This window comes from Streptomyces violaceus, from assembly GCF_036014075.1.
Classification (GTDB): domain Bacteria; phylum Actinomycetota; class Actinomycetes; order Streptomycetales; family Streptomycetaceae; genus Streptomyces; species Streptomyces violaceus.
Map to the genome: position 1 here is coordinate 5,055,615 of NZ_CP107911.1, position 12,103 is coordinate 5,067,717.

The 12,103-nt window shown below is 71.6% G+C and carries 11 protein-coding genes; 9 read left to right on the forward strand and 2 right to left on the reverse strand.

What is annotated here, in order from left to right; all coding sequences use genetic code 11:
* The first annotated feature begins 2 nt into the window (after positions 1–2).
* Together OG542_RS22890 and OG542_RS22895 are read left to right on the forward strand one after the other, a co-directional pair.
* Positions 3–884 (forward strand): acyl-CoA dehydrogenase family protein, encoded by an 882-nt coding sequence (locus OG542_RS22890; protein WP_328418054.1) that lies wholly within the window; start codon positions 3–5, stop codon positions 882–884.
* Between the two features lie 509 nt (positions 885–1,393).
* Positions 1,394–1,876 (forward strand): ATP-binding protein, encoded by a 483-nt coding sequence (locus OG542_RS22895; RefSeq protein WP_184598305.1) that lies wholly within the window; start codon positions 1,394–1,396, stop codon positions 1,874–1,876.
* 457 nt (positions 1,877–2,333) lie between these two features.
* Here OG542_RS22895 and OG542_RS22900 read toward each other — a convergent pair whose 3' ends face one another.
* Positions 2,334–3,260, reverse strand: a complete 927-nt coding sequence (locus tag OG542_RS22900) for a cyclase family protein (RefSeq protein WP_328413448.1) — start codon at positions 3,258–3,260, stop codon at positions 2,334–2,336.
* 104 nt (positions 3,261–3,364) lie between these two features.
* Here OG542_RS22900 and OG542_RS22905 point away from each other — a divergent pair, with 104 nt between their 5' ends.
* The 3 genes from OG542_RS22905 to OG542_RS22915 all read left to right on the forward strand — a co-directional run bounded on the left by OG542_RS22905 (position 3,365) and on the right by OG542_RS22915 (position 6,570).
* Positions 3,365–4,279, forward strand: a complete 915-nt coding sequence (locus tag OG542_RS22905; protein WP_328413450.1) for an SDR family NAD(P)-dependent oxidoreductase — start codon at positions 3,365–3,367, stop codon at positions 4,277–4,279.
* Positions 4,280–4,372: 93 nt separating this feature from the next.
* Complete coding sequence (locus tag OG542_RS22910) at positions 4,373–5,521, forward strand: acyl-CoA dehydrogenase family protein (protein WP_328413452.1); 1,149 nt, start codon at positions 4,373–4,375, stop codon at positions 5,519–5,521.
* Entirely contained in the window at positions 5,521–6,570 is a 1,050-nt protein-coding gene (locus OG542_RS22915; RefSeq protein WP_328413454.1) for a Zn-dependent alcohol dehydrogenase, read from the forward strand. Before OG542_RS22910 ends, OG542_RS22915 begins: the two co-directional genes overlap by 1 nt.
* 35 nt (positions 6,571–6,605) lie before the next feature.
* On the opposite strand, the gene OG542_RS22920 is transcribed toward OG542_RS22915, so the two are convergent.
* A complete protein-coding gene (locus tag OG542_RS22920) occupies positions 6,606–7,631 on the reverse strand; it encodes a GlxA family transcriptional regulator (protein WP_311126282.1) in 1,026 nt (341 codons plus the stop codon).
* Positions 7,632–7,703: 72 nt separating this feature from the next.
* Between OG542_RS22920 and OG542_RS22925 the strand changes: the two genes are divergently transcribed.
* The 4 genes from OG542_RS22925 to OG542_RS22945 all read left to right on the forward strand — a co-directional run bounded on the left by OG542_RS22925 (position 7,704) and on the right by OG542_RS22945 (position 12,017).
* Positions 7,704–9,008, forward strand: coding sequence for an MFS transporter (locus OG542_RS22925; RefSeq protein WP_328413458.1), 1,305 nt, complete (start codon positions 7,704–7,706; stop codon positions 9,006–9,008).
* Positions 9,009–9,138: 130 nt separating this feature from the next.
* The gene (locus OG542_RS22930) at positions 9,139–9,546 is read left to right on the forward strand and encodes a YciI family protein (protein WP_193479815.1); all 408 of its coding nucleotides are present in this window, start codon (positions 9,139–9,141) and stop codon (positions 9,544–9,546) included.
* 8 nt (positions 9,547–9,554) lie between these two features.
* Positions 9,555–10,700, forward strand: a complete 1,146-nt coding sequence (locus OG542_RS22935; protein ID WP_328418057.1) for an RNA polymerase sigma factor — start codon at positions 9,555–9,557, stop codon at positions 10,698–10,700.
* Between the two features lie 411 nt (positions 10,701–11,111).
* Positions 11,112–12,017: a MerR family transcriptional regulator gene (locus OG542_RS22945; RefSeq protein ID WP_328413461.1), complete on the forward strand. Its 906-nt coding sequence runs from the start codon at positions 11,112–11,114 to the stop codon at positions 12,015–12,017.
* The last annotated feature ends 86 nt before the right edge of the window (positions 12,018–12,103 follow it).

Below are 12,103 nucleotides of genomic sequence, written 5' to 3' on the forward strand. Positions count from 1 at the left end.
CCGTGCGTTTCCGGTTGACGGACGACCAGCGGGCGTTGCGCGACGGGGTGCGGCAGCTGCTGGCCCGGCGCTTCGACGCGGAGGCGCTGCGGGCCGCCGTGCGGGGCCAGGGGCGACTGGACCGGGTGCTGTGGCGGGCCCTGGGTGACGCCGGGTTCTTCGCGTTGCGGCTGCCGGAGGCGGACGGCGGGGTCGGACTGGGGCTGCCCGAGGCCGTGTTGGTGTTCGAGGAGGCGGGGCGGGCGCTGCTGCCCGGGCCGCTGGCCGCCACCCACCTCGCGGCCGGTGCCGTACCGGGCGCGGCCACGGGGGAGACCGTCGTGACGGCCGTCGACGGCGGCCTCGCGGAGTGGCTGGCGGAGGCCGACGTCGTACGGGGCGACACCGCCGGAGCCGTGCCGCTGCGCTCCCTCGACCCGCTGACGCCCCTGCACCGTGTGCCCGGCGGCGCGGCGGCGGCCCCGGACCCCGTCGCCGTCCTCCTCACCGCCGCCGAGCAGCTCGGCACGGCGGGCCGCGTCTGCGAACTCGCGGCGCAACACGCCCGGGCCCGCGAACAGTTCGGACGTCCCATAGGGGCCTTCCAGGCGGTGGCGCACCTGTGCGCGGGGATGCTGGTCCGGGCGGAGACGGCCCGCGCCGCGGTGTACGCGGCCGCCGTCACCGCCGACCCCGCCGACATCGCCGCCGCTCGCCTGCTCGCCGACGAGGCCGCCGTACGCGGCGCCCGCGACTGTCTCCAGGTGCACGGCGGCATGGGCTTCACCTGGGAGTCCGAGGTCCATCTGCATCTGAAACGCGCATGGGTTCGAACGCAACGTGCGGGTGGAATCACGGAGAGTGAGGAACTCCTCGCGGTCGATCTGGCGGCCGGAACGGCCTGACAGGCCCTCTGGCTGCGACATTGCCGACGATGCCCGTGAAGATGTCACGGATTGTGGCATGCCGGAATTACGGAGAGTCGATATCGGGTCGTATCCGATGCGTGACTCGTAACAGCCCGGAGTCGGCTGTCCGCTCCGGTACCTTGTGTGAGATGCGAGTGGTCCTGAACACGCGCCGCGCCGCAGTCGCCCCCGGGGCGGCTGCGGATCCGACGATGCGCGCCGCTGCTTGCCGGGCAGTGCGGCCTCGCGTCGCCGCCTGTTCGACTCCCCGCGGCGAGCGTCGCACAGTATCCCGCACGGGTACTCCTTCGCGCTGGAATATGCCCGAAGCGCTTGTTGGGGTGACTGTACGTCAACCATGCTGTCCCACAAGGGATTCACGTTCCGTGATCCTTGTCCCGGCCGTTGTTCTGGCCATGCAGAAAATGGCTACGATCGTGGCCCTCGTGAGGCGCGAGCCTAAGTGTCCGCCGGTTCGGATGGTGTGAGCGGTGCAGGTGCTTCAAGTGCAGCTGGAGATCCGGCCCGACCCCGCAGAGGTGGGGCGTGCCCGGCGGTGGGCCCGCTCCCGCCTGGCCGGGTCCGGCATACAGGCCGACGAACCGCTCGCCGAGACGCTGATCCTGCTCGTCTCCGAGCTCGTCACCAACGCCGTGGTGCACACCGGCTGTCCCGCGGTCCTGCTGCTGTCCCTGCCGCACGCGGTGACCGACGAGGCCACGGTCCGTCTCGAGGTCGCCGACCGCAGCGGCCGGGCCCCCGTGCCCCGGTGCGCTGACGACGACGCGACCGGCGGCCGGGGCCTCGCCCTCGTCGACGGCCTCGCCGACCGCTGGGGCTGGAGCGTCGAGAGCACCGGCAAGCGCATCTGGTGCGAGCTGGACCGGTGCGCGAAGTCCGGTGAGGTCACGGCGTCGTGCGGAGGGGGCGCGGCGGCGTACGGCGGTGCCGGGACGTCCTTCGAGGGGCTGGCGTACGAGGCGGTGTAGGGCCCGGTCCTTCGGTGTGCCCGTCCGTGCCCGCCGGGTACGTGGAACGCGAGGCGTGGTGGACGGGGGCACATGCCGTGGGGTCTTGCGGCGAAGCCGGGGCAAGGGTGCACGGCAGGCCGGCCGGTTCCGTCATGGCATGCGGCGATGCGCCGGGACGTGCTTCCGTGCGCGCCTGCGGCACATACCGCATAAGCGACAAATCACCGAATCGGGTGTTGACGCGTCGTGACCGTGTGTTCACGCTGGTGAGCAGCGATTCGCCGTGAGGGGACGGCGAGGGCTTCGGCGACGGCGGCCCTCGGCGAGTGTGAGTCGTGATCGGCGTCGGCTGCCTTCAGGGTCAAGGGAGCCGGGGTGGGAGCGCCGGAGATGGGTGGCGGCGCACGCTGCCGTGCTCGGGGCGAGCAGCGGGGCGCCGCCATCCAGCTTCAGCGGGACCCTGGGGGGCGACGCCCTAGAGGACGGCGACCGGCGCCACCGGAGACCCGGTCGCCCCGGCGAACGGCTCGGGCGTCGCCGCCAGCAGGAAGGCATAGCGCCCCGCTTCTCCACAGGCTGTGGACAACTTTTCGAGATTCCAGTTCTGGCCCTGCGGCATCCCCATCTCCACGAGGTCGAGGGCGTGCACCGGCAGCCACAGGTCGTCCACCTCGGGCGGGAACACCTCGAAGGTCAGGGTGTCGTTGGCGACGGCCGCGACATCGCGCGCGTGGAACCACTCCGGCGTCCGGATCGACAGCCCCGGTGACGGGTAGGCGTAGGCGTGCCGGTCCCCGGCCAGGCAGACCTGGACCTGCCCGGTCCGCACGAGCACGATGTCGCCGGCCCGTACTCGCGTACCGGCCAGTTCCTCGGCGGCGTCCAGATCCTCGGGGGTGACGGCGTACCCGCCGTCGAGCCGGTCCTTGCCCCGGGCCCGGGCGACGTCGAGCAGGACCCCGCGCGAGACGAGGTGCCGGACCTTGTCGATGCCGCTGAATCCGGCGCCGCCGTGCGCCGTGATCGAGTCGGCCGGGCGGCCGTTGTAGATCCGGCCCGAGTGCGAGACATGGGGCAGCGCGTCCCAGTGGGTGGCCGCCTGCAGCCCCATGGTCACGGCGTCGTCGCTGCACGCGACCGTGCCCGGCCCGAACAGCTCCTGGTTGATCTGCACCATGACGTGCAGCGGATCGACGCGGCCCGGGATCATCCCCGTCTGCACGCCGTTCTGTTGCAGGGGCAGCGCGAGAGGGACGCGGCGGCCGGTACGGACGGTTGCCGCGGCCTCCCGTACGACCTCGTCGGTGATCAGGTTCAGCGTGCCGAGCTCGTCGTCGGCCCCCCAGCGGCCCCAGTTGTTCACGCGCTTGGCGATGTCGTGGAACGCGTCCGGCAGCGACATGAGTCCTCCCCGGGGCTTGTCTTCCCGTATCTGACGGGTCGTAGAATTCGGGAACCTGAAATCTAACGGTCCGTCAGAAACCGTGGGACGGGAAGGGGCCGGGCGTGGGGAACTTCTTGGCAGGGAAGGTCGTCGCCGTCACCGGCGCCGGGCGGGGCATCGGCCGGGCGGTCGCGCTCGCGGCGGCGTCCGAGGGGGCGAAGGTCGTCGTCAACGACTACGGCGTCGCGGTCGACGGCGCCTCGCCGGCCAGCGAGATCGCCGAGGCCGTCGTCAAGGAGATCGAGGCGGCCGGCGGGCAGGCGGTGGCCGTCGCCGACGACATCTCCACCATGGCGGGCGGACAGCGGGTGGTCGACGTGGCGTTGTCGTCCTACGGGCGGCTCGACGGGGTGGTCTGCGTGGCCGGGATCCTGCGCGAGCGGATGCTGTTCAACATGACCGAGGAGGAGTGGGACCCGGTCGTCGCGACCCATCTGAAGGGCACGTTCACGGTGTTCCGGGCGGCCTCGGCGGTGATGCGGAAGCAGCGGGCCGGGACGTTGATCGGGTTCACGAGCGGGAATCACCAGGGGTCCGTGTCGCAGGCCAACTACAGCGCGGCGAAGGGCGGGATCATCTCGCTGGTGCGGAGCGCCGCGCTGGGGCTGCACAAGTACGGGGTGACCGCGAACGCGGTGGCGCCGGTCGCGCGGACGCGGATGTCGGCGGGTGTGCCGATGGAACTGGCCGAGATCGGGGAGCCGGAGGATGTCGCCGCGCTGGTGGTGTACCTGCTGTCCGATGCCGCCTCTCGGGAGGGGATCACCGGGCAGGTCTACACCGTCGCCGGAGCGAAGATCGCGGTGTGGGCGCAGCCGCGGGAGTTGCGGGCCGCGTATGCCTCCGGCGGTTGGACCGTGGAGGGGATCGCGGAGTTTTTGCCGGGGTCGGTGGGGGTGGATCCGATGCCGATGTTGGAGCGGGTGCGGGAGATGGAGAGGGCTGCGCGGGAGGGGGAGCGGCCCAACGCCCAGTAGCTCGGGGGTGCGTGTGGTGTGGCGGGTGCGGGTGCGTTGTGGTTGTTCGCGCAGTTCCCCGCGCCCCTGAGGAACCTTGAGTGAGGCGGGATCGTGGAATTCGGGTTCGCGCGTGATGACGAGGACTTTCGTGCCGAGGTTCGTGAATGGCTCGCGGCGCACGCCACAGCTGCGAGTGGGCGGCGTGCGTGGGAGCGTGTGCTCGGAGCGGCCGGGTGGATCGGGCTCGGTTGGGCTGTGGCCGGGTACGGGAATCGGAGGGCCGCCCTCACCCGACAGGTCGTCTGGGCCGAGGAGTACGCGCGGTCGGGGGCGCCTCCGCGCTCCGGGCACATCGGGGAGAACCTGCTCGCGCCCACGCTCATAGCCCACGGCACCGAGGAGCAGAAGGCCCGCTTCCTGCCCCCGATCGCCGCCGGTGACGAACTCTGGTGCCAGGGCTACAGCGAACCCGGTGCCGGTTCGGATCTGGCCGGGGTCCGTACCGTGGCCGTACGCGAGGAGGTTGGCCGTGGGTATCGCGTCACGGGGCAGAAGATCTGGACGTCCCTCGCGCACGAGGCCGACTGGTGCTTCGTGCTCGCCCGTACCGAGCCCGGGTCGAAGCGGCACCACGGACTGACCTTCCTCCTCGTCCCCATGGACCAGCCGGGCCGTGTCGAGGTCCGTCCCATCCGGCAGCTGACCGGCACCAGCGACTTCAACGAGGTCTTCTTCGACGGCGCACACGCGGAGCATGTCGTCGGGGGCGAGGGCAACGGCTGGCGCGTCGCCATGAGCCTGCTCGGTTTCGAGCGGGGTGTGTCCACGCTGGCGCAGCAGATCGGGTTCGCCCAGGAGCTCGAGGACGTCGTGCGGGCGGCCGAGGAGTCGGGGGCGGCGCGGGATCCCGTCGTACGGGAACGGCTCGTACGGCAGTGGGCCGAACTGCGCACCATGCGCTGGAACGCCCTGCGCACGCTGGGCGGTTCGGGCGACGCGGGGGCGCCGAGCGTGGCCAAGCTGCTGTGGGCCGGTTGGCATCAGCGGCTCGGGGAGCTGGCGGTGCTGGTGCGGGGCGCGGCGGCGGGCGTCGGTCCGGTGGACTGGTCGGCCTCGTCGCCCTACGAACTGGACGCGGCACAGCACCTGTTCCTGTTCTCCCGGGCCGACACCATCTACGGCGGCTCGGACCAAATCCAGCGCACGATCATCGCCGAGCGCGTGCTCGGCCTGCCCAGGGAGCCCAAGGGGGCCGTGTGATGCGAGGCGTGATCTTCGACGGGAAGCAGGTCCGGGTCGTGACGGATCTGGAGGTGCGGGAGCCGGGGCCGGGTGAGGTGCGGGTCGGGATCCGGGCGGCCGGGCTGTGCCACAGCGATCTGTCGGTGGTGGACGGGACCATTCCTTTCCCGGTTCCTGTGGTGCTGGGCCATGAGGGGGCCGGGGTCGTGGAGTCGGTGGGTGTGGGCGTCACCCATGTGGCGCCCGGTGACCATGTCGCGCTGTCCACGCTGGCCAACTGCGGAACGTGCGCGGAGTGCGACCGGGGGCGGCCGACGATGTGCCGGGGGGCGATCGGGCGCCCGGGCCGGCCGTTCAGCCACGAAGGCCTGCCGGTGTATCAGTTCGCGGCGAACTCGGCCTTCGCGGAGCGGACGATCGTGAGGGCGGTCCAGGCGGTGCGCATCCCCGAGGACATCCCCATGGCGTCGGCGGCGCTCATCGGGTGCGGGGTGCTGACGGGGGTCGGCGCCGTACTCAACCGGGCGCGGGTGGACCGGGGCGACAGTGTGCTGGTGATCGGGACGGGCGGTATCGGGCTGAACGTGTTGCAGGGGGCGCGGCTCGCGGGTGCCCTGCGGATCGTGGCCGTCGACGCCAACCCGGCGAAGGAGGAGGTGGCGCGGCGTTTCGGCGCGACGGACTTCCTCACCTCGACCGAGGGCGTGCGGAATGTCCTGCCCACCGGCGCGGACCACGCCTTCGAGTGCGTCGGCCGCGTGGAGCTGATCCGCCAGGCGATCGACGCGCTGGACCGGCACGGCCAGGCGATCCTCCTCGGTGTGCCCCCGGCCACGGCCGAGGCGTCCTTCCGCGTCTCGTCGATGTACCTCGACAAGTCCATCCTGGGCTGCCGCTACGGCTCCTCCCGCCCCCAGCGCGACATCGCCCTGTACGCCGACCTGTACCGCCAGGGCCGGCTGCTGCTCGACGAACTCGTCACCCGGACCTATCCGGTCGAGGAGTTCGAGAAGGCGGCGGCGGACGCGGAGGCGGGGCGGGTGGCGCGGGGGGTGCTCACGTTCTGACGGCCGTGGCGCTCATGTTCTGACGGCCTGCGTGCTCATGTACGGAGGTCTTCAGGCGTCCTGCCCTCCCCGGCCCGGAAAGTGCGCCGGTAGGCGGTGGGTGTGACCCCGAGTGCCGTCTGGAGGTGCTGGCGCATCGACTGGGCCGTGCCGAAGCCGGCGTCGTGGGCCACCTGGTCGACGGAGCGGTCGGTGGACTCCAGCAGATGCCGGGCCCGTTCCACGCGCTGCTGGGTGAGCCACTGGCCCGGGCTGACGCCGGTCTCCTCGCGGAAGCGGCGGGTGAAGGTGCGGACCGACATGGACTCCTGGGCGGCCATGTCGCGCAGCTGGATCGGCTCGTGCAGGCGGCCCAGGGCCCAGGCGCGGGCGGCGGTGGTGGACGCCTGCTGCGGATCGGGCACCGGCCGCTCGATGTACTGCGCCTGCCCGCCGTCGCGGTGGGGCGGTACGACCGTACGGCGGGCCACGTCGTTGGCCACGGCGGCGCCGTGGTCGCGGCGCACCATGTGCAGGCACAGGTCGAGGCCGGCCGCGACGCCCGCGGAGGTCAGCACGTCGCCGTCGTCGATGAACAGCACGTCCGGGTCGACCTTGACCTTCGGGAAGAGCCGCTGGAGGCGCTCGGAGTCGGCCCAGTGGGTGGTGGCGGGGCGCCCGTCGAGCAGGCCGGCGGCGGCGAGGACGTAGACGCCGGTGCAGATGGAGGCCAGCCGGGTGCCGGGGCGGAGGTGGGCGAGGGCGGCGGCGAGTTCGCCGGTCAGGACGCCCTCCTCGTAGACCGGGCCGAGTTCGTACGATGCCGGGACGATCACCGTGTCCGCGGTGGCCAGGGCCTCCGGGCCATGGGCTACGTGGATGGTGAAGTCGGCGTCCGTCGCGACCGGGCCGGGCGGGCGGACCGAGCAGGTCACGACCTCGTACAGGTGCCGCCTTCGGGCGTCCTTGGGGCGGCCGAAGATGCGGTGCGGGATGCCCAGTTCGAAGGGGAGGAGGCCGTCGAGGGCGAGGACCACGACGCGGTGGGGGCGGAACCCCGGGTGTGCTGCGCTCGCTGCCATGGCCCGATCCTAGCGAATGCTGTCCTTCGGGCCACTCGATGAGTACCGGGCGCGGATCGGAAGCTCTATGACGTGACCCAGACAAGCGAAGCCCCGGCAGTCGTGGAGCAGCCGTCGAAACCGAACCGCAGGCGTGTGCACCGTGCCTGGTTCGTCGCCGCTGTCACCTTCGTGACGATCATCGGAGCCGCAGCCTTCCGTTCCGTACCGGGTCTGCTCATCGACCCGCTGCACGACGAGTTCGACTGGTCGCGCGGCACGATCGGTGCCGCGGTCTCCGTCAATCTCGCGCTGTACGGTCTGACGGCCCCGTTCGCGGCGGCCCTGATGGACCGCTTCGGCATCCGCCGGGTGGTCGCGGTCGCCCTGACGGTCATCGCCCTCGGGTCCGGCCTGACGGTGTGGATGACGGCGGCCTGGCAGCTGATGCTGTGCTGGGGGCTGCTGGTCGGCCTCGGCTCCGGCTCCATGGCGCTGGCGTTCGCGGCGACCGTCACCAACCGCTGGTTCACCGAGCGGCGCGGCCTGGTCAGCGGCATCCTCACCGCCGCGTCGGCCTCCGGCCAGCTGATCTTCCTGCCGCTGCTGTCCTGGATCATCGACCGGTACGACTGGCGTCCGGCGGCCGTGACGGTCGCGCTCGCGGCGCTCGCGGTCGTCCCCTTCGTCTGGCTCCTGCTCCACGACCACCCCGCCGATGTGGGCCAGAAGCCGTACGGCGCGACCGAGTTCGTGCCGAAGCCGGCACCGGTCACCGGCGCCGCGCGCCGCGCCGTGTCCGTCCTGTTCTCGGCCGCCCGCACCGGCCCGTTCTGGCTGCTCGCCGGCACCTTCGCGATCTGCGGTGCCTCCACCAACGGCCTGATCCAGACCCACTTCGTGCCCGCCTCCCACGACCACGGCATGCCCATCACGGCGGCGGCGTCGCTGCTCGCGGTCATCGGGATCTTCGACGTCGTCGGCACGATCGCCTCCGGCTGGTTCACGGACCGCTTCGACGCGCGCCGCCTGCTCGCGGTCTACTACGCCCTGCGCGGCGTCTCGCTCCTGTTCCTCCCGCTGCTGCTGGCGCCCTCGGTCCACCCGCCGATGATCTTCTTCATCGTCTTCTACGGCCTCGACTGGGTCGCCACCGTCCCGCCCACCCTCGCCCTGTGCCGCGAGCAGTACGGCGAGGACAGCGCGATCGTCTTCGGCTGGGTCCTCGCCTCCCACCAGGTGGGCGCGGCCCTGGTCGCCTTCCTCGGCGGAGTCGCCCGCGACACGTTCGGCTCGTACGACGTGGTCTGGTACGCGTCGGGGGCGCTGTGCGCGGTGGCGGCGTTGATGGCCCTGGTGATCCGGCGACGGTCTGGGGGCCTGGCGGCGACGGTTTGAGACGAGCGGTGAAGCCTCATCCACGAGAGCCCGAAAAAGATCGGACGGCGATGTCGAGAACCCGCGTCCGGCTCCGTCCCCGGTGTGAACGCGACCACAATGGGTCGCACGAGCACCGAGGAGAACCATCATGGCCAAGTACCTGCTGCTGAAGCACTACCGTGGCGCCCCGGCTCCGGTCAACGACGCACCGATGGACCAGTGGAGTCCGGAGGAGATCTCGGCACATCTGCAGTACATGAACGACTTCGCGGCCCGGCTGGAGAAGACCGGCGAGTTCGTCAGCAGCCAGGCGCTCGCCCCCGAGGGAGCGTGGGTCCGCTACGACGGTGAAGGGCGCCCGCCGGTCACCGACGGACCGTTCGCCGAGACCAAGGACCTCATCGCCGGCTGGATGATCATCGACGTCGACAGCTACGAGCGCGCCGTCGAGCTGGCCGGGGAGCTCTCCGCCGCCCCCGGCGCGGGCGGCAAGCCGATCCACGAGTGGCTGGAGGTGCGCCCGTTCTACGGCGAGCAGCCCACCATCACGGAATGACGTCACCGATGGACGAGGTCCTGCTCAGGAGCCTCACGCCGAGCGTGCTCACCGTCCTCGTCCGTCGCGGAGCCGACTTCGCGGCGGCCGAGGACGCCGTGCAGGACGCTCTGGTCGAGGCGGTCCGCGTCTGGCCGGCCGACCCGCCGCGGGACGCGAAGGGCTGGCTGATCACCGCGGCCTGGCGGAAGTTCCTCGACGCGACTCGCGCCGACACCGCCCGTCGCCGGCGCGAGGACCTCGTCGACGAGGAGCCGGCGCCCGGGCCCGCGCCCGCGGCGGACGACACCCTCCAGCTCTACTTCCTGTGCGCCCACCCGTCACTGACCCCGGCATCGGCGGTCGCGCTCACGCTGCGCGCCGTCGGCGGCCTCACCACCCGGCAGATCGCCGAGGCCTACCTCGTACCCGAGGCGACCATGGCGCAGCGCATCAGCCGGGCCAAGCACACGGTCTCCGGTGTGCGGTTCGACCGGCCCGGGGACGTAGCCACCGTCCTCCGCGTCCTCTACCTGGTCTTCAACGAGGGCTACTCCGGCGACGTCGACCTCGCCGCCGAGGCCATCCGGCTCACCCGGCAGCTCGCGGCCGCGATCGACCACCCCGAGGTGGCCGGGCTGCTCGCCCTCATGCTGCTCCACCACGCCCGGCGTGCCGCCCGGACCGCGCCCGACGGCAGCCTCGTGCCGCTCGCCGAGCAGGACCGCGCCCGCTGGGACACCGCGTCGATCGCCGAGGGCGTCCGGATCCTCCAAGCGGCCCTCGCCCGCGACCGGCTGGGCGAGTTCCAGGCCCAGGCCGCCATCGCGGCACTCCACGCCGACGCGCCCACCGCCGAGGAGACCGACTGGGTCCAGATCGTCGAGTGGTACGACGAGCTCGCACGCCTGACCGACAGCCCGGTCGTCCGGCTCAACCGCGCGGTCGCCGTGGGGGAGGCCGACGGACCGCGCGCCGGCCTGGCCGCGCTCGCGGCCCTGGACACCTCACTGCCCCGCCACGCCGCGGTGGCCGCCTACCTCCACGAACGCGACGGCGACCTGCCGACGGCGGCCCGCCTCTACGCCGAGGCGGCCCTCAAGGCCCCCAACCTCGCCGAACGCGCCCACCTGACCCGCCAGGCCGCGCGGCTCAACGCCCGCCGGCGTCGCTGACGGGGCGCGCGTGGATGGTGTCGGCGTTGGGGGTGAGCTCGCCGGGGCGTTCGAGCAGACGCAGACGTGGCATCAGGTGCACGATTCCTGAGCCGGTCGATCAGGTCCGCAACCGCAGGCGCCGCGGACGTGGCGGTGGCCGTCCGCCTTTCTTCGACCGCGAGGACTACAAGTCCCGGCACGCGGTCGAATGCGGGATCAACCCTCTCAAGCAGCACCGGGCCGTGGCGACCCGGTTCGACAAACTTGCGGTTCGGTTCGAGGCGACAATTCAGGTCGCGGCGCGGTCGTTACAGAGGAAGGGCGCATTTCTCGGCATTGGGCGGAGCGGTGTGTATGGGGTTGCACCTTCCGTAGCGGCATGTGGTCCGGTGGACCTACGTCCCGAGCCTTGAGGAAAGGTCCCTGCTCATGCATTCGTCTTTCATGCCACCCCGCCAGGTCAAGATCGGTGACGCGGCGGCCTTCGCCGGCAGCACGCCACGGGCGATTCGCCACTACCACGAGATCGGGCTGCTCCCCGAGCCTGAGCGGGGCGGCGATGACCGCCGCCGCTACGGGTACGAGGACATGATCCGCCTGCTGTGGATTCGCAAGATGGCCGATGCCGGGATCGCCCTGGACGACATCCGTGACGCCTTTACCACCGGCACGGCTTCCGCCGGTGCGGACAGCGGAGAAGGTATCGCGGGCATCCTGGAGCGGTTGGAGGAAACCCTCGCCGAGCAGGAGGCGGAACTGCGGCGGCAACGGACCGCCGTGCAGCGGATGCGCACCGAAGGCAGCCGGATGGGCCTGCTCTCCGACTTCGTCACCGAACGCCTCAAGAGCCTGCCCGAGGGCTCCCTGCGTCAGGCGGACCTGGACAGTCTGCTGGTCACTGAGCGGATCTTCGGCCCGCTCGGCGCGGCCGTCCAGGCCACCCGCTTCGTCGTCCTGGCCACGCATCCCACTCTGCGGGAGGATTCCGACCGCATCGATGACGCCGAGGAGGCACTCGATGACAGTGTCGCCGTCGATGATCCACGGGTGGCTCAAGTGGCCGTCGAGCGGCACGCCTTCGAAAGCGCCCTGCAGGCCGTCATCGAGGAGTCCGGCCTGGGTGAGGACGACGATGACCTCTTCGACGCCTGGGACACTTTGCACCCTGCCACCGACGGCGAGGGCGAGGCCGACCTCGGCTCTGGCAGGCGGGAGGCTGACTCCATGAGCGTGTTCGAAGCCACCGGAAAGATGCCCTACGACTTCTCCCCAGCCCGCCTGCGCTGTATGGAACTGGCCGAAGAACTCTCCGCCCAAGACTCACCCGCTACCTAAAACACGCCCGTTGGTTCGCTGAGCGGCTATCGGTGGGTGGGTGGGTGGGGTTGGCTCGGGCTGAGCGGCGTAATTCGGTGTTCGAG

Coding starts and splice junctions, on each gene's coding strand:
- OG542_RS22915 (WP_328413454.1), top strand. CDS start 5,521: ATGCGAGGCGTGATCTTCGACGGGAAGCAGGTCCGGGTCGTGACGGAT.
- OG542_RS22900 (WP_328413448.1), bottom strand. CDS start 3,260: ATGTCGCTGCCGGACGCGTTCCACGACATCGCCAAGCGCGTGAACAAC.
- OG542_RS22930 (WP_193479815.1), top strand. CDS start 9,139: ATGGCCAAGTACCTGCTGCTGAAGCACTACCGTGGCGCCCCGGCTCCG.
- OG542_RS22945 (WP_328413461.1), top strand. CDS start 11,112: ATGCATTCGTCTTTCATGCCACCCCGCCAGGTCAAGATCGGTGACGCG.
- OG542_RS22920 (WP_311126282.1), bottom strand. CDS start 7,631: ATGGCAGCGAGCGCAGCACACCCGGGGTTCCGCCCCCACCGCGTCGTG.
- OG542_RS22935 (WP_328418057.1), top strand. CDS start 9,555: ATGGACGAGGTCCTGCTCAGGAGCCTCACGCCGAGCGTGCTCACCGTC.